Here is a 25,466-nt window from a genome sequence, read left to right as displayed (position 1 = left end):
ATGTTAGCGCCCAGAGGCGGAGGTGGCCACCATCCCCGCCCGCCTCTGGTCAAGCTCCCTTGACATCCACCGTGGCGTCAAGCACGCTTGTCATGTCAAGGTCGCTTGACCAGACGAGGAGCCATGAGGAACGACGTCAAGGAACTGCGCGTGGCCGCCGGCCTGTCGCAACGCGAGCTCGCGGAGGCGCTCGACGTCTCCCGGCAGACCGTGAACTCCATCGAGACTGGCCGCTACGACCCCTCGCTGCCCCTGGCCATCGCCATCGCCCGGCACTTCGCCCGCACCGTCGAGGAGATCTTCCATGTCGACTGACCGCTTCACCGGAAAGCAGATCGCCCAGTTCCTCGTCACCTTCGGCGTCGCCCTCGCGGTGCTGCTGACCGTCGGCCTGCTGCTGCGCGAGCACGGTCCGGGCAACGTGGGCACCGGGATGCTCCAGGGAGCCGCGGTCGGTCTGCTGGCCACCGCGGTGGTGGGGTGGCGCGTGCTCCGGCGGCCCGAGCGGCTCACCACCTTCGAGCGCGCCTGGACGCAGACCGGCGACGAACGGGACGACGCCGTCCTCACCCGGGCCCTGGCCGTCCTCGGCCTGGCCGCCTTCCCGCTGACCGCGACCGCCGCGATCGCCATCGCCTTCGGCGCCTCGGTGGACATGTGCCTGGCGCTGCTGCTGTTCGCCGAGATCGGGGTCGGCGCGGTGGCGTTCGCGGTCATCAGCCGGCGGAGCTGACGCCCCGGAGCAGGTTCGCCGTGCTGAGCGCGGCGTCCTGGGCCAGGCTGTGGTCATGACGACACCCGAGCCGCAGCCCCGCGACATCGCCCTCGAGCAGGAGACCCCCGAGCAGGCCGCCGACCTCGAGGCGCAGAGCGAGCCCGAGGGCACGACCGACGAGGCCGTCGGCGGCGCGCACCCCTCGTAGGGGCGACGACGAGCAGCATGGCCCCAGGAGTCGTAGCGTCCGGCAGGTGACTGCTCCCAGCCCCGACTTCTACGTCATGGACGAACTCCTCGAGCCCGAGGACATCGCCATCCGCGACCGGGTCCGCGCCTTCTGCGCGAAGGAGATCGACCCCACGATCAACGAGTACTGGGACCGCGCCGAGTTCCCCTTCGAAATCGTGCCGAAGCTCGCGGGTCTCGGCGTCGTCGGCGGCACCATCGAGGGCTACGGCTGTCCGGGGATGAGCAACGTCTCCGCCGGCCTGGTGGCCGCCGAGCTCGCCCGCTCCGACGGCAGCATCGGGACGTTCAACGGGGTGCACAGCTTCCTGGCCATGCAGTCGATCGCGGTGCTCGGCTCGGAGGAGCAGCGGGAGCGCTGGCTGCCCGAGATGGCACGGCTGGAGAAGATCGGCGCCTTCGGCCTCACCGAGCCCGCACACGGCTCCGACGCCGTCGGCCTGGAGACCTCCGCCCGCCGGGACGGCGACTCCTTCGTGCTCAACGGCCAGAAGAAGTGGATCGGCAACGGCTCGATCGCCGACTACGTGATCATCTGGGCCCGCGGCGAGGACGGCGCCGTCGGCGGTTACGTCGTGGAGAAGGGGACCCCCGGCTACGAGGCGACGGTCATGACCGGCAAGACCGCGCTCCGGGCGGTGTGGCAGGCCGAGATCACGCTGACCGACGTCCGGGTCCCCGCGGAGAACAAGCTCGCCGAGTGCCACTCGTTCAAGGACGTCTCCCGGATGCTCGACCGCACCCGGTACACCGTCGCCTGGCGGGCCCTCGGGCTGGCGATGGCCTCCTACGAGCTGGCCCTGGCCCACGCCCTGCGGCGGGAGCAGTTCGGGCAGCCGATCGCCGGGTTCCAGCTGGTGCAGGACAAGCTGGCGCGGATGCTGGCCGAGATCACCTCGATGCAGCTGATGTGCTGGCGGCTGTCCAAGCTCGCCGACGCCGGCCGGATGACGGCGGCGATGGCGTCACTGGCCAAGATGAACCACGCGGCCAAGGCCCGGGCCATCGTCGCCGACGCGCGGGACATCCTCGGCGGCGACGGCATCCTGCTCGAGCACCACGTGGCCCGGCATCACGCCGACATGGAGGCGATCTTCACGTTCGAGGGCACCGACTCGGTGCAGGCGCTCATCGTGGGCCGGGAGATCACCGGCATGTCGGCGATCAGCGGGCGCAAGCCGACCCGGGGCTGATCGCCGGGGCCGGCGCTGCCGGTCGTCAGCGGGCGGAGGTGAGCGTCTTCCCGACGGCGGTCACCTTCGCGCACTGGGGGCAAGCGGTGCGCCCGGCACCGACCCGCGTCCACTTCTGCGAGCCCCAGATCTGGACGATCGCGCCGCACACGGCCAGTTCGATCTCGCCGTCCAGCTCCGCCGGCGGGCGGTGCACCTCGACCGCGTGCCAGGGGTGTGTCTGCTCGGCCGGCTCGCCGCTGGACCAGCGGTCCGGCCGGGCGAACCCTACGGCGTACGTGTCCACGAAACCTTGTGTGCCCGGTTCCACAGTCGGTCAACCACGCCCGTTCGGGCGAATGCGCCCGGAGCGCCCCCCCAGGGGCCGGGCTGGGACCGCACGCGCGCAGTGGCGCAGCCGCGCTACCGTCGGATCGCCGCCGAGTGTGGGGAGTGCGCGCATGGATCCGGTGAGTCTGCTCGTGGGCGGCGCCCTGCTCGCGTCGGGTTTCCTCGCCGGCCGGCTCGGCCGGCGTCGGCCCGCCCCTCCCCCGCCGGTCACCCCGGTGTGCGGCTGCGGGCACGCGCTGAGCCAGCACGACCGGGACACCTCCACCTGCTACGCCGAGCTCAGGCGCGACACCTACGACAAGCGCGGCCGGTGGTCGGGGCACAGCTGGGTGCCCTGCACCTGCCGGCAGTACGTGGGCCCCCGTCCCATCGACGAGGTCTTCGCGCCCCGGCTGCTGCCCCCGACGGCCGACTGACGCCGTGGCCGGACACCCCGCCCAGCCACCCGGGCGCCGGCGCACCGGGCTGCTCGGCGTCACCGAGCCCGTCCGCGCGCTGGCCAGCGCGGGCGCCTTCGCCGCCGGACTGCCCCTCCTGCAGCTCGCTCCGCGCGGCGAATCCCACCCGGTGCTGGTGCTGCCCGGCCTGATGGCGTCGGACGTCTCCACCCGGGCGCTGCGGGTGTGGCTGCGCCGGCTGGGCTACCCCGTCGTGGGCTGGGCGCTGGGTCGCAACCGAGGGCCGACGCAGGAGATCGTCGATGCGCTCCCCCGCCTGCTCGACCGGCTGGCGGCCGAGCACGGGACGGCGGTGAGCATCGTCGGGCAGAGCCTGGGCGGGATCTTCGCCCGCACCATGGCGCGCCGGGCGCCGCGCCAGGTCCGCCAGGTGATCTCGCTCGGCTCCCCGTTCGGCCACGGCGACGTCGACGACAGCCCCGCAGCCAGGCTGTACCGGCGCTACTCCTCCCAGCACAGCACCCGGCGCCCCTCCCCGGCCCGCGGCTCGCTGGCCGCACCCCTCCCGGTGCCGAGCACCGCGGTGTACTCCCGGTGGGACGGCGTCGTCGACTGGCGTGCCTGCCGCCAGCAGCCCGGCCCGCGCAGCGAGAACGTCGCCGTGCACGCCAGCCACCTGGGCATGGGGCACGACCCGGCCGTGCTCTGGGTCATCGCCGACCGGCTCGCCCAGCCCCGGCACGACTGGCAGCCCTTCCAGCGGCCCACCCGCTTCGGCCTGGGCGCCCTGTTCCCGGCGGAGGACTGAGCGGGGTCAGCGGCGCAGGGCGCGCGCCACCTTCCTCGCCCCGAGGACGGCCGCGCCGGCGCCGGCCAGCCAGGGCCCGGCGACGACCACCGGATCGAGCACGTGGTGCCGGGCGTCGGAGCGGCCGCGGCGGGAGCGCAGCCCGCCCCGGGTGAGTTCGCTGCGCAGGCCGGTGGCCGGCACGTCGGGCCGGGTGGAGGCGAACGAGCGCAGCCGGTGCTCCGCGGCGTCGATCCGGTCGCCGACGACCAGCAGCATCCAGTGCGCCAGGCGGCCCTCGCTGAACCGGGCGTAGGCGTACTTCCGGACGACGCCCGACAGGCCCTTCGGCGGCTGCGCGGTGCCGAAGACGGGGGTGACGAAGGCGTGCTCGATCGACCGCTCACGGGGCCACGTCTCCGGCTGGCGCTCCGGGAAGTCCCAGTGCGCACCGGTGTCGGCCGGGTACTGGAGCTTCGGGTACGCGGGCCGGTCGGCCGGGTTCAGGTCGACGCCCCAGCCGGGGATCCTGGCCCGCAGCTCCTCGCGGCTGGGCGTCGGGATCCGCTTGTCCCGGACGTAGGCGCTGGGGATGTCTCCCCGTGCCCCGGTGCTGTCGGTCATCTCGGCTCCTCGCTCAGGCTGCGCCGGGCACGATCAGCGGCTTGATGCAGCCGTCGAGCTTGCTGGAGAACACGTGGTAGGCCTCGGGGATCTCCTCGAGCGGGAACCGGTGGGTGATCATGTCCCGCGGCGTGAGGAAGCCGTTGCGCACGTGCTCGAACATCCGCGGCCACTGCCGCTTCACGGGGGTCTGGTTCATCCGCAGGGTCAGCCCCTTGTTCAGCGCGTCGCCGAACTTGACCGCGTTGGGGATCGGCCCGTAGGCGCCGACGACCGAGATGGTGCCGCCCTTGCGGGCGCCGTCGATCGCCCAGTTCAGCGCGGTGGCCGAGCCGCCCTGCAGCTTGAGCTTCGGGCCGGTGAGCTGCTGGGTGAGGTTCCCGTCGGCCTCGGCGCCCACCGCCTCGATCACCACGTCGGCGCCCAGGTAGTCGGTCTGCTTCTTCAGCTCGACCACGACGTCGTCGTACTCGTCGTAGTCCAGCGTCTCGGCGTGGGCCATCGTGCGGGCCTTCTCCAGCCGCTCGGCGAGGTGGTCCACGACGATGACGCGGCCGGCCCCCATGAGCCAGGAGGACTGCGCGGCGACCAGCCCCACGGGCCCGGCTCCCAGGACCACGACGGTGTCCCCCTCGGCGATCTCACCGAGCTGGGCGCCGAAGTAGCCGGTGGCGGCGGCGTCGGTGAGCAGCACGGCGTCCTCGTCGCTCATCCAGTCCGGGATCCGCACCGGGCCGACGTCGGCGAACGGCACCCGGACGAACTCCGCCTGCCCACCGTCGTATCCGCCGGTGGTGTGCGAGTAGCCGTAGATCCCCCCGACGGCCGTCGCGTTCGGGTTGACGTTGTGGCAGTTGCTGTACAGCCCCCGGGCGCAGTACCAGCAGGAGCCGCAGAAGATGTTGAACGGCACCATCACCCGGTCGCCGACCTGCAGGTTCTCGACCGAGGAGCCGACCTGCTCGACGACGCCGATGAACTCGTGGCCGAAGGTGTGCCCGATCCGGGTGTCCGGCATGAGCCCGTGGTAGAGGTGCAGGTCCGATCCGCAGATCGCCGCCAGGGTCACCCGGATGATCGCGTCGTTCGGATGCTCGAGGGCCGGCATCGGCTTGTCCTCGACCCGGATCTTGTACGGACCGCGATAGACCATCGCTCGCACTGAGGACCCCTTGCCTCGGCGCCCGCGCAGCGGGCGACTCCGAGCCCTCCGGGAACCGGACGGGCGCTACCGGTCCGCATCTGCCCGTGCGCCCGCCGCCCGAAACGGGTGGTCACCGCAAGCGCTGAGGCAGTCCCGCGGTCACCAGCCACACGCGGTGCGAGGAGGCCGCCACCCGGGCGTTGAGGATCCCGGTCTCGTCGCGGAACCGCCGTCCCGACGCGGTGGCGGGGACGATGCCGCTGCCCACCTCGTTGCTGACCGCGATCACCCGCCGGCGGGTGGTCGTCCACGCCGACAACAGGTCGTCGACGGCGGCGGTCAGGCGTCCGTCGGCACCCGGCCGGTCGGTCCAGACGCCGCACTCGTCCATCGTCCCGGCGAGCCAGGTGGTCAGGCAGTCGACGAGCACCGGCGGACCGGGGCGGCTCAGCACGCCGGCGAGGTCCAGGGTCTCGACCGTCCGCCAGGACGCCGGCCGGCGCTCGCGGTGCAGCGCGATGCGATCGGCCCACTCGGTGTCGTCGGAGCCGGGGATCGCGCCGCAGGCGACGTAGTCGACGGCCCGCTCGCGGGCCAGCAGCCGTTCGGCGTACGAGGACTTGCCCGAACGTGCTCCACCGAGCACGAGCACACGACGGGGTCGGCGGCGGAGCACGCCACGAGTCTGCCGCGCGGTTTCACCGGGTCCCCGGCGGGGGCAAGGAGCCGGGGTGCATGCGGAACAGGTGACCGACCCGGTGGCCTACCACGGGGAGGGGCCGGTGTGGTCCCCCTCCTGGGGTGGGCTGCGCTGGGTGGACATGCTGGCCGGCGACGTGCTGTCCCTGGCCGAGGACGGCTCGGTGGGCCGCCGCCACGTCAGCGAGATCGTCGCGGCGGTGCGCCCTCGCAGGAGCGGAGGCGCTGTTCTCGGCATCGAGCGCGGCTTCGCCCTGGAGGACGCCGACGGCACCCTCACCCGCCTCCCGCCGCTGTGGGAGGACGAGGGGCTGCGGATGAACGAGGGCGGCTGCGACCCGCACGGGCGCTTCTACTGCGGCTCCATGGCCTACGACCAGCGCCCGGGTGCCGCGGCGCTCCACCGGCTGGACCCCGACGGCGGCACCACCGTCGTCCTCGAGGGCGTCACCGTCTCCAACGGGCTGGCGTGGAGCCCCGACGGCGCGCGCGCGTACTACGACGACACCGCCACCCACCGGGTCGACATCTTCGACTACGACGACGAGCGCGGCCTGCACGGACGGCGTCCGTTCGCCGAGATCCCGGACGGCGGCCTGCCCGACGGGCTCACGGTCGACGAGCACGGCGGGATCTGGGTGGCGCTCGCCGACCGGGGCGAGGTGTGGCACTTCACCGCCGACGGCGTGCACGACGGGGTGGTGGAGGTGCCCGTCGGCATGGTCACCGCCTGCACGTTCGGCGGAGCCGGGCTCGACCAGCTGTTCATCACCACCTCGCGAGAGAACCTGCCACCGGGCGCCGACCCCCTGGCCGGCTCCCTGTTCCGGGCCGACGTCGGCGTGCGCGGCCTGCCGGTGCGCGAGTTCGCCGGCTGACCACGGCCGGCGCTGTGCCAGGCTGGTGCGGGTGAGCGACGTCCAGGTGGTCACCAGTCGGGAGGTCCCGCTGGGCGGGCCGCGCGCGATGACGGTGCGCCGCACCCTGCCCCAGCGCGCCCGGTCCCTCGTCGGAGCCTGGTGCTTCGCCGACCACTACGGGCCCGACGACGTCGCGCGCACCGGCGGCATGGACGTCCCGCCCCATCCGCACACCGGCCTGCAGACGGTCAGCTGGCTGTTCAGCGGCGAGATCGAGCACCGGGACACCACGGGTGCGCACGCGATCGTCCGGCCCGGCGAGCTGAACCTGATGACCGGCGGGTCCGGCGTCGCGCACTCGGAGGTGTCCACGCCGGACTCCGGCGCGCTGCACGGCGTCCAGCTGTGGACGGCGCTCCCGGACGCCGCCCGGCACCTCCCCCGGTCCTTCGTGCACCACGTCCCCGAGGTGCTGCACCTGGACGGCGCCACGGCCCGCGTGCTGCTCGGGACGCTGGCCGGCTCGACGTCCCCGGTCCCCACCCATACCCCCCTGCTGGGCGCCGAGGTCGTGCTCGACCCGGGACCGGAGCTGACCCTCGACGTGGCACCGGCGTTCGAGCACGGCGTGCTGGTGGACCAGGGACCGGTCGTCCTCGACGGCGTGGAACTGGGCCGGGCCGAGCTGGGCTACACGTCCCCCGGCCGACGGCAGCTGACGCTGGCCAACCCGGGGGACGACCCTGCCCGGGTCATGCTGCTCGGCGGGGAGCCGTTCCCGGACCCCGTCGTGATGTGGTGGAACTTCATCGGGCGCACCCACGAGGAGACCGCCGGCTACCGCGAGGAGTGGGAGGCCGGCTCGCCGCGGTTCGGGCGGGTCGAGGGTTACCGGGGAGATGTTCAGCGGTTGCCCGCGCCGCCGTTGCCGACCGTCCGGATGAAGCCCCGCATCGCACCGCCGGCCCCGGGCGACCCCAGCGCCTGGGGCTGATCGCCCCGAGATCTGGTCCGGTCCGCACACGGGGCGCGCCAGGGAGGACGCCGTGCCGCAGGCCGACCGTGCCGTTGCCGCCGTAGGTGCGAGCCGGGCGGGGTCAGTCCCGGATGGGCACGTTCAGCTCCGAGCGCAGCTCCACCGGGTCCATGTCCGGTGCGGGTTCGGTGAGGTAGACCTCCCAGAAGCCCTCCCCCGGTGTCAGTCCCTGCTGCTGCACCCAGGCGAAGAGCCGTTCCCACGAGTCGCCGAGCCCGTCGAAGCTGCCGGCGTGCACCAGCCGGGCGACCCGGCCGCCGGGCAGCTCGCCGGGCTGCACGCCGCCGTCCGGACGCACCCTGCCGTCGACGACGAACCCGACCTCCAGGTCGGCGGTCTGCGCCGGCGGCCGGGAGTAGCGCGCGAACGCCGCACCCAGCGGTGCCAGCCCCTGCTCGCCCAGCGCCCGGGGCAGCCGGGAGAACGCGTCGTCGAAGAAGGCCGGCAGCTGCGCCGTCGGCACCTCGCCGCGCACGACGGCGGTCTGCGCCGCCACCACGGGCACCAGCTCCGGTCCGGATGTGACTGCCTCGCTGCTGCTCTCCATGCCCATCAGACCGTCCGGCCGCCGGGTTCTCATCGCTCACCGGCCGGGCGACCTGCGGCGTGCCGGCGCAGGTCAGGCCAGGCAGCGCCGGAAGTCGGCGAGGTCCTCCGGGCCGGTCCCGGCCGGGGGGACGACGTGCACCTGGTCGATCTCTCCCCCATAGCGCCGGGCGAGCTCGTCGGCCACCTGCGCGATCGGCCCGATGACCGAGAACGCGGCCAGCAGCTCGTCGTCCACGAGGTCGCCCATCCGGGCCCAGCGCTCCGGGTCGCTGCCGACCGACAGCGCGTGCAGCCGGTCGTGCAGCTCGCCCCGCCCGGCCCGGCGGAGGACATCGCCGTAGGCCGGAGTGGACCCGTAGAACGCGATCTGCCGGCGCACGGCGAGCTTCTCGGCCTCGCTCGCCCCGGCCTCCCCCGTGACGACGACGAAGCCCGGGCAGTGCACGACGACGTCCGAGCGCTCCCGGCCGGAACGCTCCAGCCCCTCGTGCAGCGCGGGCAGCGTGACCTCGGAGAAGAACTCCGGGGTGCTGAAGGCGTGCGGGATGAGCCCGTCGGCGAGCTCGCCGGCCAGCCGCGTCATGACCGGTCCCACCGCGGCGAGGTGGACCTCCGGGGCGGTCGGCAACCGCTCCGGCCGGAACATGTCGGTCATCAGCGTGTGGTTGTAGTGCTCGCTGCGGAAGGCGAGCTGCTCCCCGGCATTCCAGTCGCGCCAGATGGCGCGCAGGGCACCGATGTAGTCGCGCATCTGCGCCGCCGGACGGCTGCTCCAGGGCATGTCGAACCGGCGGGTGATGTGCGGCTTGATCTGGGTGCCCAGCCCGAGGACGGCGCGGCCGCCGGAGAGCTGGTGGAGGTAGTGCGCGGCGTTCGCGGTCACCATCGGACTGCGGGCGAAGGCGACGGCGATGTGCGTCTCCAGCCGCATCTCCCCCGAGGAGCCGGCCGCGACGGCGAGCGGCAGGAAGGGGTCGTGGGCGACCTCCGACGTGGAGAGCGCGTCGAACCCCAGGTCTCTCGCCCGGCTCGCCTCGGCCGGGATCTCGGCGGCCGCGCCCCGCAGCCCGTACCCAATGCGCATCGGTTCCTCCTCCGGCTTACTTCGGGATCTGACGCATGAAGATCGACGGGTGGAGCCCGTCGGCCAGGGGTCGGAACTCCTCCTCCATCCGACGCGCCAGGTCGTCGAGGTCCCAGGGACCGTCCGAGGAGATCGAGGCCCGCACCTCGGGGTTGTTCCAGAGCGTCACGCCGTAACCGGCCGCGCCGAGGGTGCGCCCGGAGATCCAGTCCGAGGCCTCGGAGGCCAGGTAGGTCACGAGCGGCGCGATGTTGTCCGGCGACCTCGAGTCGTCCCCGGCCGGCCGCTCCCCGCTGCCCAGCTGCTTGTCCTGCGGGATCGTGGCGGTCAGCCGCGTCGCGGCTCCCGGCGCGATGGCGTTGGCGGTCACTCCGTAGCGGCCCAGCGCGTTGGCCAGCGACGCGGTCAGGCCGATGATGCCCATCTTGGCCGCGGCGTAGTTCGGCTGCCCCGGGGAGCCCTGGAGTGCCGAGTCCGAGGTGAAGTTGATGATCCGGAAGTGGCCGTCGGGGTTACGCTGCTCGCGCCAGTAGGCGGCGGCCGGCTTGATGGTGCTGAAGTGCCCGCGCAGGTGGACGCGGATGACCGCGTCCCAGTCCTCGTCGTCGAGGTTGAAGATCATCTTGTCGCGGAGGATGCCGGCGACGTTCACGACGACGTCGAGCTTGCCGAACGTGTCCACGGCCAGGTCGACCAGCCGCCTGCCCGTGGCCGTGTCGGCGATGTCGCCGCCGTCGCTGACCGCCTCTCCCCCGGCCCCGACGATCTCCTCGGCGATGTCCCGGGCCGGGCCCTCGTCGCCGCCGGTGCCGTCCGGCCCGGCGCCGAGGTCGTTGACCACGAGCTTGGCGCCCTGCTCGGCGAAGAGCCGGCTGACCGAGGCCCCGATCCCCCGGCCGGCGCCGGTGACGATGACGACCCGGCCGTCGAGCGTGCCGCTCATGGAATGCCTCTCGGGAGATGGGGCCGCCTCCCCGCCGGACCTGGGCCTGACGTGCGAGAGCGCGTTCTACTCGTTGTGAGAGCACGTTCTACTACGCTGCTGAGCCGACCCGCAAGGGCGCCCCGCTGGTCAGCAGCAGCCCACGTCGAAAGGACGGCCGATGCCCGGACCGACCCCGCTCCCCACACCGGAGACAGCCCCGTACTGGGAGGGGGCGGCGGCCGGCGAGCTGCGCGTCCAGCAGTGCACCAGCTGCACCGAGCACTACTTCTACCCGCGGCCCTTCTGCCCCCGGTGCGGGTCGGGCGACGTCGCGTGGACGGTCACGAGCGGGCGCGCCACCCTCGTCTCCTACGTCATCAACCACCGCCCCCTGCCGCCGTCGGACGGTCCGCTGGTCATCGCCCTGGTCCAGCTCGAGGAGGGCCCCCGGATGATGTCCAACGTCGTCGGGGTCGAGCCGACGCCGGAGCAGCTGCCGCTCGGGATGCCGCTCCGCGTGACGTTCGAGGAGCGCGGCGAGTACGCGATCCCGGTGTTCACCCCGGCGGAGGCGGCCCGATGACCACGACATCCATGCACGGCGGCGACATCGCGATCGTCGGGGCCGCGGAGACCACGGAGATCGGCAGCCTGCCGGGCATCTCCATGATCAACCTGCACGCGGACGCGGCGCGCAACGCGCTGGCCGACGCCGGCCTCACGGCGAAGGACGTGGACGGGATCGCGACCGCCGGCCCGCTGGCGCACGAGGTCTCCCACCACCTCGGCATCACCCCGCGCTGGCTGGACGGCACGATGGTGGGTGGCTGCAGCTTCATGCTGCACGTCCGTCACGCAGCGGCGGCCATCGCCGCCGGAGCCGCCGACGTCGTCCTGGTGACCCATGGCGAGTCGGGCCGGTCGCGCGTGGGCATGGGCGGCCGGGGCCCCAACCCGGCCTCCGCTCAGGGCCAGTTCGAGGCCGTCTACGGCGCGCAGACCCCGTACTCGACCTTCACGGTGCCGGCCCTGCACTTCCTGCAGGAGCGGGGCATGGAGCGCGAGGCCCTGGCGCAGGTCGTCGTCGCCCAGCGGGAGTGGGCGGTCGGCAACCCGCGCGCCTCCCGCCAGAAGCCGACGACCGTGGAGGCGGTGCTCGACCAGCCGCCGGTCGCCTGGCCGTTCACCAAGGACATGTGCTGTGTCGTCACCGACGGCGGCGGGGCGCTCGTGCTCACCTCGTCGGAGCGGGCCGCCGACCTGCCCGCGGGCGACCGGGCGGTCTACCTGCTGGGCTCGGGCGAGTCCGCCGAGGCCCCGATGGTCTCGCAGATGGCCGACCCGGGGTCCTTCCAGGCCTTCCGCCGGGCGAGTGCGGAGGCCATGGCGACGGCCGGGATCTCGCACGCCGACGTCGACCACCTCATGGCCTACGACGCCTTCGCGCACCTCCCGCTCTACATGCTGGAGGACCTCGGCTTCGTCGGGCGGGGCGAGTCGCGCGACTTCATCGCCGAGGGGCACACGGGCAGGGGCGGCCGCCTGCCGATGAACACCAACGGCGGCGGCCTGTCCTACACGCACACCGGCATGTACGGCATGTTCGCCATCCAGGAGGCGGTGCGCCAGCTGCGGGGCGAGGCCTTCGCGCAGGTGCCCGACGTCCGCACGAGCTTCGTCCAGGGCGTCGGCATGTTCTTCGCCGCGGCCGGCAGCCTCGTCCTGTCGAACCACCGATCATGACGACGCCGGACGCGGTCGAGGCGACGGACGACGACCTGGCCGAGGAGCGCCTGTCCGGGCGTTCCTCGGAGGCGCGGGCCGCCCGCACCCAGCGGATGATCCGCGCGGCCATCGAGCTCGCCGGGCAGGGCGGTTACGAGGCCGTCCAGGTGCGCGAGGTGGCGGCCAGGGCCAAGGTCGCGCTGGCGACGTTCTACCGCTACTACCCGTCCAAGAAGCAGCTGCTGCTCGCCGCCGTCCAGTCTGAGATGGCCAAGCTCAGCCACGACGTGGACGCGCGCCGACCCCGCGGGCGGACGCCCGAGGCACGGGCGGGCGAGGTCTTCGCCCGCGCGTTCCACGCGATGGTCAAGGACCCCGGGTTCGCCCACGCCGCGCTGTCGGTGCGCCAGTCACCGGTGCCCTTCGGGGCCCACGAGAAGCGCACGCCACCGGTCGGGCACGACAACACGTTCGTCGACATCGCCGCCGCGGCGGCGTGGGGCGCCGACCACGAGGTGACGGCGGCGGAGTACCTGGCGCTGCACATGGTCGAGTCGCTGTGGATCGGCTGCACCGTGGACTGGCTCAACGGCCGGCTGACCGCCGGCGCGGCCGAGCAGCGCATCCGCCTGGCGGCCGAGAAGCTGCTGGGCTGAGCGCCCTCGTGCCGCCCCCGCAGAACCTGCGGACGTGACCCTCGCCTCATCCCCGTTCCTCCGGCTACGATGATCGCGCCGCGTAAGTAGAGCGTGTTCTGCCTGATTCCGAGGCGCTCGACCACCGCTCCGCCGTCCCCCGCAGGAAGGGCTCACCACCATGTCGACCGACGAGTTCAGGGCCAAGGCCCTGGCCTGGCTCCAGCAGAACGCCAAGCCCTTCGACCAGGAGTCCCAGGGCGCCTCCGCGACGCTCGAGGAGTCCAAGGCGTTCCAGAAGGGGCTGTGGGAGGCGGGTCTCGCCGGCATCACCTGGCCCAAGGAGTACGGCGGCCAGGGCCTGGGCACCGCCGAGCAGCTCGCCTTCAACGAGGTGGCGGCCGACTTCCGGATGCCGGTCGGCCCCTTCGTCATCGGCCTGGGCATGCCCGCGCCGACGCTCCTGGAGTTCGGCACCGAGGAGCAGAAGAAGCGCTACATCCCGCCGATGCTCCGCGGCGACGAGATCTGGAGCCAGCTGTTCTCCGAGCCCAGCGGCGGCTCCGACGTCGCCAGCCTGCAGACCTCCGCGGTGCGCACCGAGACCGGCTGGCTGATCAACGGCCAGAAGGTGTGGACCTCCGGCGCGCAGTTCAGCGACTTCGGCGCCGTGCTGGCCCGCACCGACCCGTCGCGGCCCAAGCACCAGGGCATCACGATGTTCATCGTCGACCTGCACCACCCGGGCGTCACGGTCCGGCCCCTGGTGGTCGCCACCGGCGACGCGCCGTTCAACGAGGTGTTCTTCGACGACGTCCACGTCCCCGAGGACGCGGTGATCGGCGAGGTGAACAACGGCTGGACCGTGGCCGTGGCGATGCTGCGGTACGAGCGGGTGACCATCGGCACCGGTGTGCGGGCCCGCTCCAACCCCCTGGGCTACGACGCGCTGGTCGAGCTGGTCCGCGCGCGGGGTCTCGACGGCGACGCGTCCGTGCGCCGCAAGCTCGCGCAGGTCGCCGCCCGGGAGAGCGCCATGCGGTCCTACAGCGCGGTCCTGCACCAGGAGGCCCGCGCCGGCCTTCCCATCGGCGCACGGGGATCGGCGGCCAAGCTCGCCGGCGCCACCTTCCCGCTGTGGGTCTCCGACGTCGTCCAGGAGATCTTCGGCGAGGAGATCGCGCTGCAGACCCCGGACACGCTGCCCCTTGCCCGGTCGATCCTGGCCGCCCCCGGTGGTGCGACCGCCGGTGGCTCCAACGAGATCCAGCGCAACATCATCGCCGAGCGCGTGCTGGGCCTGCCCAAGGACGCCGGCGTGGACAAGAACGTGCCCTTCAACCAGCTCAAGCTGTCCAAGTGACCGCCGCGTCCGCCCAAGGAGCGACCTCGTGACCCTCATCGACACCGACGACCAGCGCGATCTGGCGAGCAGTGTCCGGCGTTTCGTCTCCGGTCAGGCGCCGATGTCCGCCGTCCGGAAGACCATCGACGCGAAGCAGGCCTTCGACCCGGAGGTCTGGCGGCGGCTGAGCCAGGAGCTCGGCGTCGCGGGCCTGGCGATCCCCGAGGAGTACGGCGGCGCCGGCGCCTCGTGGTCCGACCTCGTCGTCGCCCTGCGCGAGCTCGGCGCCGGCCTGGTGCCGACGCCGGTGCTGGCGACCAGCGTCCTGGCGACCGGCACGCTGCTCGCCCTGGACGACGAGGACGCCCGGCGCGAGTGGCTGCCGCGCTTCGCCGACGGCACCGCCGTCGGCACGCTGGCGGTCAGCGAGGGCCCGCGTCGCGAGTGGGCGGTGAGCGACTCCGCCTGCACCGTGGCCGACGGCACGATCAGCGGCACGAAGACCTCGGTGCTCAACGCCGCGGAGGCCGACGTCCTGCTGGTTCCCACCGCCGAGGGCATCTTCCTCGTGGAGAAGGACGCACCCGGTCTCACCGTCACCCCCGTCGACTCGCTGGACCTGACCCGCGGCATCGCGACGGTCACCCTCGACAAGACCCCCGGGCGCCTGCTCGCCGGGGACGCGGCCGCCGCCATCGACACGGTGGCCGTCCTGGCGGACCTGGCCCTGGCCAGCGAGCAGGCTGCGGCGACCAAGGCGTGCCTGGACATGACGACCGAGTACGCCAAGATCCGCTACAGCTTCGGCCAGCCGATCGGCATCTACCAGGGCGTCAAGCACCCGCTCGCCGACATCTACACCGACTGGGCGCTGACCGACGCCGCCGTCCGCAAGGCGTCGGAGTCGCTGGCCCTCGGCAGCCCCACGGCCTCGCTGGACGCCGCGTCGGCCCGGCTCCTGGCCTCCAGCGGGTACGTCGAGGCCGCGAAGATGACGATGCTGCTGCACGGCGGCATCGGCTTCACCTGGGAGCACGACGCGCACCTGTACTACCGCAACGCCATCACCGGCAACGTGCTCCTGGGCGGTCCGGCGGCCCAGCAGGACCGCGTCGCCACGAAGCTCGGGGTCTGACCGCCATGTATCCCGGGACCTGGGCGCAGACGGCGCCGGACAAGACCGCGATCGTGATGGCCGGCTCCGGCCGGTCGCTCACCTACCGGCAGCTCGACGACAACAGTCGCCGGACTGCCCACTTCCTGCGGGACACCGTAGGGCTGGTGCCCGGCGACTCCGTCGTGGTGCTCAGCGACAACGTGCCCGAGACGCTGGAGCTGTACTGGGCCGGCGTGCGCATCGGGCTGTACGTGACCTTCGCCAACAGCCACCTGGCTGCGCCGGAGGCCGACTACATCATCGAGAACTCCGGCGCCCGGGTGCTCTTCGTGTCGGCGAACCTGGCCGATCTCGCGACGAAGCTGCAGGCGCCGTCGGTGCAGCACCGGCTGGCCTTCGGCGGGCCGGTGCCCGGCTACGAGAGCTACGAGGCGGTGCGGGACGCGGCGTCGGACGAGCCGCTGGGCGACCAGCCGCGTGGCGACACGATGCTCTACTCGTCGGGCACCACCGGCCGGCCCAAGGGCATCAAGCGCCCGCTGACCGGGGCGCAGGTCGACGAGCAGAGCGCCATGTCGGCGACGCTGCAGCTGCTCTACGGCATGACGGAGCAGACCATCTACCTGTCGCCGGCACCGGCGTACCACGCGGCACCCATGGCGTTCATGGCAGCGGTGCAGTCGCTGGGCGGCACCGTGGTCATGATGGAGAAGTTCGACCCCGAGGGCGTGCTCGAGGCGATCCAGCGGTTCCGCGTCACCGAGATGCAGATGGTGCCGACGCACTTCGTGCGCCTGCTCAAGCTGCCGGAGGACGTGCGCGCCAGCTACGACCTGTCCTCGCTGCGCATGGTCATCCACGCGGCCGCACCGTGCCCGCCGGACGTCAAGCGGGCGATGATCGACTGGCTCGGGCCGATCATCATGGAGTACTACGCCTCCACGGAGGCCGCCGGCTCCACGTTCATCGACTCCGCCACCTGGCTGGAGCACCCGGGTTCGGTCGGGAAGCCCAGCACGCCGGGCAGCCTGCACATCTGCGACGTCGAGGGCAAGGAGCTCGGGCCGCGCGAGGTCGGGACGATCTACTTCGCCTCGGCGACCGGCACGCGCCCGTTCAGCTACCACGGGGACGAGCTGAAGTCCCAGAGCGCCGAGCACCCCGACAACCCCGGGTGGACCACCGTGGGCGACCTCGGCTACCTGGACGAGGACGGGTTCCTGTACCTGACCGACCGCTCGTCGTTCATGATCATCTCGGGTGGGGTCAACATCTACCCGCAGGAGATCGAGAACGCCTTCACGCTGCACCCGAAGGTGGCCGACATCGGCGTCATCGGCGTGCCCGACCCCGAGATGGGCGAGCGCGTCGTGGCCTTCGTCGAACCCGCCGCGGGTGTCGAGGTCACCGACGACCTGGCGGGCGAGCTCGCCACGTTCGCCCGTGAGCACCTCGCCGGCTACAAGGTCCCCCGGGAGTTCCACTTCCGCGAAGCCCTGCCGCGCACGCCCACCGGCAAGATGGTGAAGGGCAAGCTCCGGGACGAGTACGCCGCCACGGTGGGGTGATCCGCCACCGCTGAGCGGGCAAGCGAGGGGGCGTGGTGGACGTCGTCGTCGAGGTGGGCGGCTGGGAGCACGAGTGCTGCGGGGAAGCCATCGAGCGGAACCAGCTGGTCGACCTGGAGTGCCTCCGCTACACGGCGCAGGACGGTGGGACTCGCCTTGCCGAGTCGCACCACGACCTCGAGCTGCCCGTGATGGAACGTGTCAGCGGACGGGTGGTCGACGTCCGGGTGGTGCCGCGGGACGGCGCCCCGCAGCCTGTCCTGCGCATACCGAGCGGGACGGCGCTGCGGGGCTTCGACGAGGACGACGACGGCCATCTCGAGGATCCGTGGACAGGTGAGGTGGTGCGGGCGGCAGGCCGGGAGTTCCTCGTGACCGTGCGAACCGGCCATCGGCCGTGACGCCGGCGGGCATGCCACCACCCCTGAGACCGAGCGACATCGCGTCCTCAGAACGGTGGCGGATCCTCGCCCACCGCCGGTTGCGTCGGCGGTGGGCCAGGCGACTCCTCGAGCACCCGCCATCCGGGTGGTCGGCTGATCCGGGTGACGCCGGACGGCGTGATGACGGTGAGCATCCCGTCGTCGCTCAACGTGTGGGTCCAGCCGTCGGCGTGGGTCTTGAGCCGATGGTGCCGGCGGCACAGGCAGCACAAGTTCGCGCAGTCGGTCGGGCCGCCGGCCCCGTGTGGGACGACGTGGTCCAGGTCGGCCCATCCGGCGCTCACGTGGCACCCCGGATGACGGCAGGTGCGGTCGCGGGTGACTACGAAGCGGCGCTGCCCCGCCGACGGGCTGTAGCGGTCCACGGCGGGGGGCGCTGAGAGGACCGGGCAGCCGCACGACGTGCCCTGGTGTGCCGGGCACCCCCGGGCGACGAGGCGCTCCAGCTCCCGGCGACCGGTGACGGCGAGGAGCCGCCCGCACGAGTCGGTGACGGCGATGTCGAGGGTGCCACCGGGAGGAGCCTGCAGCCCGCCCGGGCCCAGGGCGTCCAGCTGTCCGAGCAGTTCCCTCAGGTGGGCGGCGGTGATGGCCTCTCCGTCCACCTCTCCCACTGCCGCCGGAGTCGGGCCGGGCGCGAAGGCGGCGGGCAGGGCTGAGCCCGCGTCGAGGAAGGCGCCGACGGTGAGTGCCTCGAGCGGGGCGATCACCGTGACGTGCGCCGCGACCGGGGGCCGCTCCTGCCACGGACGCAGCATCAGGTCGATGCCGGCCCCGACACGCAACATCCCGATGGGCCGTCGGTCCCCGGCCTCCTGCGCGGCGCGGGCGTGCGCACCGAGGGTCTTCCGGCAGGCCACCGCATCGGGGTGCGGCATCAGCATGCTGAGCTCGCTCATCCCGTTCCCGATGCGTCGGACCGTCACGTCCGCGGCCTGTTGCGCCTGCCACCGCCGGCGGTCGGTGGCCTCGGCGTCGAGGGCGACCAGTTCGCGGTGGATCCGCTCCCGCAGTCGCCGTACCGACAGCTGGGTCGCGATCGGGAGCACGGCTCGTTCCACGGCTGCGACGACCGCGGGATCGCTGTCGTCGGCGGGGCGCCCCAGCTCTGCTGCGATCGCCCGGGCGCGTGGCCAGTCCAGCCGCCCAGCGGCCAGCTCGGCCCAGGTCGCCGGCAGCCGGCTCGCGAAGATCTGGGCCTGGTCAAGCAGCGTCACGGCCGCCGTCCGGCTCGCGTTCAGGATCAGCGCCAGCTCGTCGAGCACGAACTCGCTGACGCCGTCGGGCCCCGCGCCGGCGGCTCCGGCTTCACCCGGCCGCGGGTCGACGGGGGCCGGGCGATCCGCGGCAATGTCGAGTGCCAGTTCGCACTTGAGCGCGGCCAGCTGGGCCTCGGCGACCGTGACCTGCTGCATCAATCGCGCCGACTCCGACGAGGAGCGTCGGCGCGGAAGCCAGGCACCCAACCGTTCGACCCGGCCAGGGGGCTCGGAGTCCGCCTGCTCCCACGGTGAGGGCGCGGCGTCGACGGGCACGACGGTCACACCGACCGCGAACCCGCCCCCGACTGCCATGCCCTGACGCTAGCCACGGGGTACGACAGTTCCGACGCGTTGACCAGCGCGTTCACCACCATGGCGGCGTTGGAACGACAGAAGGACCCGACCGCGTGGTCGGGTCCTTCGAGGAGCGCTCCCCCGACTGGACTTGAACCAGTAACCCTGCGATTAACAGTCGCATGCTCTGCCAATTGAGCTACGGGGGACGAGCGGGCGCGAGCACCCGCTGGCGCCGACGAGACTACCGCAACGGTCGGACTCGACCTCGCCCCCCTCGGCCGTGTCCGGAGGCGACGATGCTCACAGGTAGCGTCATCGCCTGTTCCGCTCCCGTTGTCCTGGAGGTTCCCGTGGCGAAGCTGTCGTTCCTGGCCGGATTCGGCGCCGGTTATGTGCTCGGCTCACGGGCCGGACGCGAGCGCTACGAGCAGATCCGGCAGGGCTGGGACCGCGCGAAGGACGACCCGCGCCTGCAGAGCCTGGCCGGCATGGCGCAGGCCCGGGCCGACGACGCGTTCTCCTCGATCCGCGCCCGCATGGGCACCGACGCCCCCCGCTGAGTCAGTCGGGCTGGTCGGCCGCCACGAGTTCGGCCAGCTTCTGCCGGGCCACCTCGCGCGCGACCGGATCGGCGCGGTCGGCGTCGTCGTCGAACACGACGGTCCACTCCCGCTCGGCCTGACCGGGGATCCGCCGGGCCACCAGCAGCACCCCTCCCCTGCCCGGCAGCGGAGAGCGCTGGCTGGCCACCACGGTCTGATCGACCCGCCGGCGCACGATGGCGGGCAGGTCGCCGGCGTCGGCGAGCACGTGCCGCTGCACCGGGAGGCGCGCCTGCACTCCTGGTTCCACCTCGGCCAACGGGGTGACGGTGAACGTGCCGCCCGTCTGGCCGGCCGCCGACCACGTCGCCGAGCCGATCTCGTGCCACGGCAGCGGCTCGCCGAGCCCACCGTCGGCCCCCAACCGGCGCAGGCCACGGGGAGTGGCCACCAGCCACCCCTCGTCGCGGGCGAGCCGGCCCCACGCCAGCGCCTGCTCGTCGGCGTCCAGGGCCGCACGCACCGCCTCGGGCGGCCGGGCGAACCGTCGCCGCAGCTCGTCGAGCAGGCTCATCCCAGACCGCCGATCGCGCGCTTGCGCAGCGAGATGGCCAACTGCTCGAGGTCCATGAGCTGCTTGAAGGCCTTCATGTACTCGTCGCCGCTCTCCACGGGGTTCATCCGCTGCAGCCGCCCCTTCAGCGCGGAAACCTCCCGCATGGTGGCCATCTCCTGCAGCCGGGCCATCACCGCGATCACGTAGCCGGCGTCGGCCTCGCCGGTGGAGCGCAGCGGCTCGACGGCCAGCGCCGTCAGCTGGGCCCGCGCGGACTCCCGGTCGCACTGCTCGGCCACCAGGTCCAGCCAGGCCGGACCGGTCACGGTGGCGCCCGCTGCTCCCCCGGCCCCGGCGACCGCTGCGGCCACCGCGGCGTAGTCCGGGTGGGTGTAGGCCGCGGGTGGCACGGCGTCGAAGGTCGGGCCGGCCAGCTCGGGCACCTGGAGGGCGGCCTTGACCGCCTCGCGCTCGATCGCGATCGCCGCGTCGTCCGGCGTCCGCTGCGGCGTCCGCGGCCGCCCGCGCGCGGGCGCCTGGCCCTCACCGGTGTGCCGGCGCACCCGCGCCAGCACGTCGGCCTCGTCGGTGTCGCCGATGAGCGACGCCAGCCGGCGGGCGTAGGCCGGCCGCAGCGCGTGGTCCTTGATCTGGGCCAGCAGCGGGGCGGTCTTCTCCAGCGCGGCGACGCGGCCCTCGACGGTGTCCAGGTCGTAGTCGGCCAGCGTCGTCTTGAGCACGAACTCGATCAGCGGCGAGCGCCGGGCGATGAGGTCGCGCACCGCGGCGTCCCCCTGCTCCTGGCGCAGCTCGCACGGGTCTCGCCCCTCCCCCTCGACGGCGACGAAAGTCTGGGCGACGAAGCGCTGGTCCTCCTTGAACGTCTTCATCGCGGCGGCCTGGCCCGCCGCGTCCCCGTCGAAGGTGTAGACCACCTCGCCGCGGAACTCGTCCTGGTCCATGAGCAGCCGGCGCAGCACGCTGATGTGCTCCCCGCCGAAGGCCGTGCCGCAGGAGGCGACGGCGGTGGTGACGCCGGCCAGGTGGCACGCCATCACGTCGGTGTAGCCCTCAACCACGACGGCCTGGTGCCGCTTGGCGATGTCGCGCTTGGCCCGCTCGATGCCGTAGAGCACGGTGCTCTTCTTGTAGAGCGGGGTCTCGGGGGTGTTCAGGTACTTGGGACCCGGGTCGTCGTCCATGAGCTTGCGGGCGCCGAAGCCGATGACGTCGCCGGTGATGTCGCGGATGGGCCACACCAGCCGACGGTGGAAGCGGTCGATCAGGGTGCCGCGGGAGGACTCCTTCGCCAGCCCGGCGGTGACCAGCTCGCTCTGGGTGAACCCGGCGCCGCGCAGGTGCCGGGTGAGGGCGTCCCAGCCGCCCGGAGCGAACCCGCAGCCGAAGTCGAGCGCGACCTGCCGGTCGAACCCGCGCTCGGCCAGGAACTGGCGCGCCGGCGCGGCGTCCGGGGTGCCCAGCTGCTCGGTGAAGAAGGTGGCCGCAGCGGCGTTGGCCGCGACCAGCCGGGCGCGCTGGCCCACCGAGGCACGGTCGGGGCCCGCCGTGGGCCGCCCGCCGTCGTCCTCGTACTTGAGCTCGATGTTCGCCCGGTTGGCCAGCAGCTCGACGGCCTCGGAGAAGCTGAGGTGGTCGATCTGCTGGATGAAGGAGATGACGTCGCCACCCACCCCGCAGCCGAAGCAGTGGTAGAGGCCGCGGCTGGGCGTCACCTGGAAGGACGGCGACTTCTCGTCGTGGAACGGGCACAGCCCCTTCATGCTGCCGCCGCCGGCGTTCTTGAGCTGAAGGTGCTCGCCGACGATCTCGTCGATCCGCGAGCGCTCGCGGACCAGCGCGATGTCCGCGGCCCGGATGCGTCCCCGGCCGGCCATCAGGAGCTGCCCCCGATGACCGCGACGCCGACCGCCCCGGCCATCACGGCGGTGTTGCGCCGGCTGATGACCAGCTCCAGCCAGAGCAGGAAGACCTGGTGGTCCAGGGGCATCTGCGGCGTGGCGGTCAGCGTGGGCCGCGGCGACCAGCCGCCGGTCGAGCCGCTGTGCGCGACCTGCTGCCCGCCCGAGAGGAAACGGTGGGTGCCGTGCCAGTGGGACAGGGTCTCCACCTGGACGACCGTGCCGTCGAGGTCGGCGACCCACGTCCCCTTCCAGTACGAGGCCTGTCGCGCCCGCAGCCGAGCAGAGTCTTCGGGATCGAGCGCCCAGCGGCCCGTCAGCTCGCCCTTGCGCTTGCTGAACGACCACTCGCGATCGCCGACGACGGCGCTGGCCTGCTCCTTCCAGTTGGCCGCCTGGAGGGTGGCGACCAGCCCGCCGTCGGCCAGCACCGGGATCACGCCCTTGCCGGCGCCGGCTGTCCCGGCCATGCCCAGTTCGAGCACCATGTCTCCTCAGCCGATCCCGGGAGCGCCGGCAACGGACTCGCCCGTCGCCCGGTAGAGCAGGTAGGCCGCGGTCTCCCGCAGGATGTACCGGAACTGCGTGACCCGCGTCTGCACCGCCGGGCCCTGGCGCGTGGGCGAGCTCTCGGCGGCGATGCCCGCGTCCTCGGCCATGCGCTCGGCACGCATGGCGTGCCAGGGGTCGGTCACCAGGACGGCGGTGGACCACCCGCGCTCCGCGAACGCGTCCGAGACCACCCGCATGCTCTGCAGGGTGTCCACGCCCTCGGGGACGGCGAGCAGCGCGTCGGCGGAGATGCCGCCGGCCGCCAGGTAGTCGCGACCGGCCTCGGCCTCGGTGAACGCGTCGCCTGCCGCCTTGCCACCGACGGTCACGACCACCGGAGCGACGCCGGCCTCGTAGAGGGCGCGGGCGTGCTCCAACCGCGCCTCGAAGATCGACGAGGGCACCCCGTTGTACTGCGCCGAGCCCAGCACCACGATCGCGTCGGACGGCGGGCGGGCGTCCTGCCGCGCCGTCCACCAGATCGCCAGCGCGGTGGCGGCGACCAGGAGCAACGACGCGAGGACGGCTGCGCCGACCACCCGCCCCATCAGGCTCCGCACGCGCACACCCACGTGTCATGGGTACCACGCGGGACCGACGACGCGACGCCCCTGGGGATGGCCGTCGCGCGTCCCGCTTATCGGTAATGATTCTCGTTATGGCTAGGGTGTCGGTGATCCACCGTCGACCACCTGGAGCACCCATGCCCATCCACCCCTCCCCCGCCCTCCGGGCCGTCGCGCTGGCCGCGGTGCTGCCCCTCGCGCTGGCTGCCGGCTGTGCGTCGGCCGACGACGAGGGCACCGACGCCGGCGCCGCACCGACGACCGAGGCGACTCCTGCCGCGACCGAGACGTCCTCTGCCGCCGAGCCGACCGAGGTAGGGGCCAGCGCACCGCGCCTGGCACTCACCTACGACGGCGGCATCCAGGTCCTCGACGCCACGACGCTCGAGGTGCTCGCCGACGAGTCGCTGACCGGCTTCAACCGGCTCAACCCCGCCGGGGACGGCCGGCACTTCCTCGTCTCGACCCAGGGCGGCTTCCGGCTGCTCGACGGCGGCGCGTGGGCCGAGCCGCACGGCGACCACGACCACCACTACACGGCCGATCCCCAGCTCACCGACGTGCTGTTCCCGGCGGAGAAGCCCGGGCACGTGGTCGCCCACGCCGGCCGGACCGTGCTCTTCGACGACGGCACCGGCGACGTGACCGCGTTCGACAGCGCCGAGATCGCCGACCCCGACCGCGAGCTGCTCGAGTTCTCCACGCCGGAGGCGCACCACGGGGTCGCCGTCGAGCTGGCGGACGGCACCATGCTGGTCTCCGACGGCGACGAGGAGTCGCGCAGCGGCGTCCGCATCCTGGACGCCGACGGGAACGAGATCGCCGCACGCGACGACTGCCCGAACGTGCACGGCGAGACCGTGGCCGCCGGCGAGGCGATCGTGATCGGCTGCCAGGACGGCGCCGTGCTGTACCGCGAGGGCGAGCTGACCAAGATCGACAGCCCCGACGAGTACGGCCGCATCGGCAACCAGTTCGGCACCGAGGACTCGCCGATCGTGCTCGGCGACTACGAGCGCAGCGAGGACGACCGGTCGAGCACCGTCGCGCTCATCGACACCACCACCGCGTCACTGCGCCTGGTCGACCTCCCGGCGCCGTACTGGTACCAGTCGTTCGACCGCGGACCCGACGGCGAGGGCCTCGTGCTGACCTACGACGGCGCCCTGCAGGTCATCGACGTCGCCTCCGGCACGGTCACCCGGTCGATCCCGGTGACCGCCCCGTGGGAGGAGTCGGACAACTGGCAGGACCCGCACCCGCAGGTCGTCGTCGTCGACGGCATGGCCTACGTGACCGAGCCGGCCACCCGGCAGATCCACGCCGTCGACATCGCGGGCGGTGAGGTCTGGAAGAGCGCCGGCCTGGACGTGTCGCCCAACGAGCTGGCGGGCGTCAGCGGCGACGTCGAGGAGCACGCCGAGCACGAGCACGAGGGCGAGCACGGGGACGAGCACGACGACGAGCACGACGAGTGACCCGGGCCGGATCTCTGGGCGCGGCCGCGGTCGCTGGCTGTCTCGCCTGCGGCCTCGCCGCGTGCGGCTCCGGACAGGCCGCCACCGACGACGGCCGGCTGGCGGTCGTCGCCACCTCCTACCCGCTGGAGTACGTCGCAGCGGAGGTCGGCGGCGACCTGGTGTCGGTCACGAACCTCACCCCGGCCGGCGGGGACAGCCACGGGCTCGAGCTGTCCCCGCGCGACATCACGACGCTGACCGCGGCCGACGTCGTGGTGCACCTGTCCGGCGCCCTCCAGGCGTCGGTCGACGACGTCGTCGCCCAGCAGGACCCCGAGCACCTGGTGGACGCCGCACCCCTGGCCGACCACGGGGCCGATCCGCACTTCTGGCTCGACCCGGTGCGGATGGCCGACCTCGCCGACGACGTGGCCGACGAGTTCGCGGCGGTCGACCCCGAGCACGCGCCCGAGTACGCCGACGGCGCCGAGCGGCTGCAGGCCACGCTGGAGCGGCTCGACGAGCGGTACGCCGAGGAGCTCGACCCGTGCCGGGGGGCGACGCTGCTCGCCTCCCACGAGGCGTTCGGCTACCTCGCCGACCGGTACGGGCTCGAGCAGGTCGGCGTGGCCGGCCTCGACCCGCACGTCGAGGTCTCCCCCGCCCGGCTCCGCCAGGTGGCCGACGAGGTGCGGAGCTCCGGGGCCCGCACGATCTTCTTCGAGGCCGCGGCCGGACTCGGGGTGGCGGAGACGCTGGCCTCCGAGCTCGACCTGGGTTCGGACGTGCTGCACCCGATCGAGCGGGTGGCCGACGACGAGACCTATCCGGAGCTGATGGCGGCGAACCTGGCCGCGCTCCGCCGGGGGCTCGTCTGCGGGTGACG

General features: G+C 73.0%; 30 protein-coding genes and 1 tRNA gene. 18 read left to right on the top strand and 13 right to left on the bottom strand.

Going from position 1 to position 25,466, the window contains the following annotated elements:
• Nucleotides 1-123: 123 nt before the first annotated feature.
• From ACI793_RS08495 to ACI793_RS08480, 4 genes are read left to right on the top strand one after another with little or no spacing between them, the layout of a single operon-like run.
• On the top strand, nt 124-315 hold the full coding sequence (locus ACI793_RS08495) for a helix-turn-helix transcriptional regulator (protein ID WP_456605937.1): 192 nt from the start codon (nt 124-126) through the stop codon (nt 313-315).
• The gene (locus ACI793_RS08490; protein ID WP_456605936.1) at nt 305-733 is read left to right on the top strand and encodes a hypothetical protein; all 429 of its coding nucleotides are present in this window, start codon (nt 305-307) and stop codon (nt 731-733) included. Before ACI793_RS08495 ends, ACI793_RS08490 begins: the two co-directional genes overlap by 11 nt.
• 55 nt (nt 734-788) lie before the next feature.
• Nucleotides 789-923, top strand: a complete 135-nt coding sequence (locus ACI793_RS08485) for a hypothetical protein (RefSeq protein WP_255411201.1) — start codon at nt 789-791, stop codon at nt 921-923.
• Between the two features lie 46 nt (nt 924-969).
• Nucleotides 970-2,157, top strand: a complete 1,188-nt coding sequence (locus tag ACI793_RS08480; RefSeq protein ID WP_456605935.1) for an acyl-CoA dehydrogenase family protein — start codon at nt 970-972, stop codon at nt 2,155-2,157.
• A gap of 25 nt (nt 2,158-2,182) precedes the next feature.
• Here ACI793_RS08480 and ACI793_RS08475 read toward each other — a convergent pair whose 3' ends face one another.
• Complete coding sequence (locus tag ACI793_RS08475; protein ID WP_456605934.1) at nt 2,183-2,443, bottom strand: hypothetical protein; 261 nt, start codon at nt 2,441-2,443, stop codon at nt 2,183-2,185.
• 154 nt (nt 2,444-2,597) lie between these two features.
• Here ACI793_RS08475 and ACI793_RS08470 point away from each other — a divergent pair, with 154 nt between their 5' ends.
• Both ACI793_RS08470 and ACI793_RS08465 read left to right on the top strand, forming a co-directional pair.
• Nucleotides 2,598-2,903, top strand: a complete 306-nt coding sequence (locus ACI793_RS08470) for a hypothetical protein (protein ID WP_311344975.1) — start codon at nt 2,598-2,600, stop codon at nt 2,901-2,903.
• A gap of 4 nt (nt 2,904-2,907) precedes the next feature.
• Nucleotides 2,908-3,693 (top strand): esterase/lipase family protein, encoded by a 786-nt coding sequence (locus tag ACI793_RS08465; protein WP_456605933.1) that lies wholly within the window; start codon nt 2,908-2,910, stop codon nt 3,691-3,693.
• 6 nt (nt 3,694-3,699) lie between these two features.
• Here ACI793_RS08465 and ACI793_RS08460 read toward each other — a convergent pair whose 3' ends face one another.
• The 3 genes from ACI793_RS08460 to cobU form a co-directional block, all read right to left on the bottom strand.
• A complete protein-coding gene (locus ACI793_RS08460; RefSeq protein WP_456605932.1) occupies nt 3,700-4,296 on the bottom strand; it encodes a hypothetical protein in 597 nt (198 codons plus the stop codon).
• Nucleotides 4,297-4,309: 13 nt separating this feature from the next.
• A complete protein-coding gene (locus ACI793_RS08455; protein WP_456605931.1) occupies nt 4,310-5,449 on the bottom strand; it encodes a zinc-dependent alcohol dehydrogenase in 1,140 nt (379 codons plus the stop codon).
• A gap of 121 nt (nt 5,450-5,570) precedes the next feature.
• Nucleotides 5,571-6,116, bottom strand: a complete 546-nt coding sequence (cobU, locus tag ACI793_RS08450) for a bifunctional adenosylcobinamide kinase/adenosylcobinamide-phosphate guanylyltransferase (protein WP_456605930.1) — start codon at nt 6,114-6,116, stop codon at nt 5,571-5,573.
• A 55-nt stretch (nt 6,117-6,171) separates the two neighbouring features.
• Here cobU and ACI793_RS08445 point away from each other — a divergent pair, with 55 nt between their 5' ends.
• On the top strand, nt 6,172-7,017 hold the full coding sequence (locus ACI793_RS08445) for an SMP-30/gluconolactonase/LRE family protein (protein WP_456605929.1): 846 nt from the start codon (nt 6,172-6,174) through the stop codon (nt 7,015-7,017).
• A 31-nt stretch (nt 7,018-7,048) separates the two neighbouring features.
• Nucleotides 7,049-7,993 carry a pirin family protein gene (locus ACI793_RS08440; protein WP_456605928.1) on the top strand — a complete coding sequence of 315 codons (945 nt, stop codon included), beginning with the start codon at nt 7,049-7,051 and terminating at the stop codon, nt 7,991-7,993.
• A gap of 103 nt (nt 7,994-8,096) precedes the next feature.
• Here the strand turns inward: ACI793_RS08440 and ACI793_RS08435 are convergent, their stop codons facing one another.
• The 3 genes from ACI793_RS08435 to ACI793_RS08425 form a co-directional block, all read right to left on the bottom strand.
• The gene (locus ACI793_RS08435; protein WP_456605927.1) at nt 8,097-8,582 is read right to left on the bottom strand and encodes a GyrI-like domain-containing protein; all 486 of its coding nucleotides are present in this window, start codon (nt 8,580-8,582) and stop codon (nt 8,097-8,099) included.
• A gap of 72 nt (nt 8,583-8,654) precedes the next feature.
• Nucleotides 8,655-9,668 (bottom strand): TIGR03617 family F420-dependent LLM class oxidoreductase, encoded by a 1,014-nt coding sequence (locus tag ACI793_RS08430; protein WP_456605926.1) that lies wholly within the window; start codon nt 9,666-9,668, stop codon nt 8,655-8,657.
• A gap of 16 nt (nt 9,669-9,684) precedes the next feature.
• Nucleotides 9,685-10,611: an SDR family oxidoreductase gene (locus ACI793_RS08425; protein ID WP_456605925.1), complete on the bottom strand. Its 927-nt coding sequence runs from the start codon at nt 10,609-10,611 to the stop codon at nt 9,685-9,687.
• A gap of 160 nt (nt 10,612-10,771) precedes the next feature.
• Here ACI793_RS08425 and ACI793_RS08420 point away from each other — a divergent pair, with 160 nt between their 5' ends.
• The 7 genes from ACI793_RS08420 to ACI793_RS08390 all read left to right on the top strand — a co-directional run bounded on the left by ACI793_RS08420 (nt 10,772) and on the right by ACI793_RS08390 (nt 17,384).
• Nucleotides 10,772-11,176, top strand: a complete 405-nt coding sequence (locus tag ACI793_RS08420; RefSeq protein ID WP_456605924.1) for a Zn-ribbon domain-containing OB-fold protein — start codon at nt 10,772-10,774, stop codon at nt 11,174-11,176.
• Nucleotides 11,173-12,336: a thiolase C-terminal domain-containing protein gene (locus ACI793_RS08415; RefSeq protein ID WP_456605923.1), complete on the top strand. Its 1,164-nt coding sequence runs from the start codon at nt 11,173-11,175 to the stop codon at nt 12,334-12,336. The genes ACI793_RS08420 and ACI793_RS08415 overlap by 4 nt, the downstream gene beginning before the upstream one ends.
• The gene (locus tag ACI793_RS08410; RefSeq protein ID WP_456605922.1) at nt 12,333-12,974 is read left to right on the top strand and encodes a TetR family transcriptional regulator; all 642 of its coding nucleotides are present in this window, start codon (nt 12,333-12,335) and stop codon (nt 12,972-12,974) included. The genes ACI793_RS08415 and ACI793_RS08410 overlap by 4 nt, the downstream gene beginning before the upstream one ends.
• Nucleotides 12,975-13,134: 160 nt before the next feature.
• The gene (locus tag ACI793_RS08405) at nt 13,135-14,316 is read left to right on the top strand and encodes an acyl-CoA dehydrogenase family protein (RefSeq protein WP_456605921.1); all 1,182 of its coding nucleotides are present in this window, start codon (nt 13,135-13,137) and stop codon (nt 14,314-14,316) included.
• A 28-nt stretch (nt 14,317-14,344) separates the two neighbouring features.
• Entirely contained in the window at nt 14,345-15,433 is a 1,089-nt protein-coding gene (locus ACI793_RS08400) for an acyl-CoA dehydrogenase family protein (RefSeq protein WP_456605920.1), read from the top strand.
• A 5-nt stretch (nt 15,434-15,438) separates the two neighbouring features.
• Nucleotides 15,439-16,983: an acyl-CoA synthetase gene (locus ACI793_RS08395; protein ID WP_456605919.1), complete on the top strand. Its 1,545-nt coding sequence runs from the start codon at nt 15,439-15,441 to the stop codon at nt 16,981-16,983.
• A gap of 32 nt (nt 16,984-17,015) precedes the next feature.
• A complete protein-coding gene (locus ACI793_RS08390; RefSeq protein WP_456605918.1) occupies nt 17,016-17,384 on the top strand; it encodes a hypothetical protein in 369 nt (122 codons plus the stop codon).
• Between the two features lie 47 nt (nt 17,385-17,431).
• On the opposite strand, the gene ACI793_RS08385 is transcribed toward ACI793_RS08390, so the two are convergent.
• Both ACI793_RS08385 and ACI793_RS08380 read right to left on the bottom strand, forming a co-directional pair.
• Nucleotides 17,432-19,000, bottom strand: coding sequence for a DUF222 domain-containing protein (locus ACI793_RS08385; protein ID WP_456605917.1), 1,569 nt, complete (start codon nt 18,998-19,000; stop codon nt 17,432-17,434).
• A 118-nt stretch (nt 19,001-19,118) separates the two neighbouring features.
• A tRNA-Asn gene (locus ACI793_RS08380) sits at nt 19,119-19,191 on the bottom strand.
• Nucleotides 19,192-19,335: 144 nt separating this feature from the next.
• Between ACI793_RS08380 and ACI793_RS08375 the strand changes: the two genes are divergently transcribed.
• Entirely contained in the window at nt 19,336-19,545 is a 210-nt protein-coding gene (locus ACI793_RS08375) for a hypothetical protein (protein WP_456605916.1), read from the top strand.
• A 1-nt stretch (nt 19,546) separates the two neighbouring features.
• On the opposite strand, the gene ACI793_RS08370 is transcribed toward ACI793_RS08375, so the two are convergent.
• Genes ACI793_RS08370 through ACI793_RS08355 form a run of 4 tightly spaced genes read right to left on the bottom strand, consistent with a single transcriptional unit; the run spans nt 19,547 to nt 23,114 of the window.
• Nucleotides 19,547-20,101: a hypothetical protein gene (locus ACI793_RS08370; RefSeq protein ID WP_456605915.1), complete on the bottom strand. Its 555-nt coding sequence runs from the start codon at nt 20,099-20,101 to the stop codon at nt 19,547-19,549.
• Entirely contained in the window at nt 20,098-21,978 is a 1,881-nt protein-coding gene (gene dnaG, locus ACI793_RS08365) for a DNA primase (protein ID WP_456605914.1), read from the bottom strand. The genes ACI793_RS08370 and dnaG overlap by 4 nt, the downstream gene beginning before the upstream one ends.
• Complete coding sequence (locus ACI793_RS08360; RefSeq protein ID WP_456605913.1) at nt 21,978-22,490, bottom strand: hypothetical protein; 513 nt, start codon at nt 22,488-22,490, stop codon at nt 21,978-21,980. The genes dnaG and ACI793_RS08360 overlap by 1 nt, the downstream gene beginning before the upstream one ends.
• A gap of 6 nt (nt 22,491-22,496) precedes the next feature.
• Nucleotides 22,497-23,114: a YdcF family protein gene (locus ACI793_RS08355; RefSeq protein WP_456605912.1), complete on the bottom strand. Its 618-nt coding sequence runs from the start codon at nt 23,112-23,114 to the stop codon at nt 22,497-22,499.
• Between the two features lie 143 nt (nt 23,115-23,257).
• Here ACI793_RS08355 and aztD point away from each other — a divergent pair, with 143 nt between their 5' ends.
• Together aztD and ACI793_RS08345 are read left to right on the top strand one after the other, a co-directional pair.
• A complete protein-coding gene (gene aztD, locus ACI793_RS08350) occupies nt 23,258-24,598 on the top strand; it encodes a zinc metallochaperone AztD (RefSeq protein WP_456605911.1) in 1,341 nt (446 codons plus the stop codon).
• Nucleotides 24,595-25,464, top strand: coding sequence for a metal ABC transporter substrate-binding protein (locus ACI793_RS08345; protein WP_456605910.1), 870 nt, complete (start codon nt 24,595-24,597; stop codon nt 25,462-25,464). The genes aztD and ACI793_RS08345 overlap by 4 nt, the downstream gene beginning before the upstream one ends.
• Nucleotides 25,465-25,466 lie beyond the last annotated feature (2 nt).

It is taken from the genome of Blastococcus sp. SYSU DS0617 (assembly GCF_054051075.1).
The sequence above is the reverse complement of the archived record's forward strand: the minus strand, read 5'-3'. Positions and strand labels throughout refer to the sequence as shown.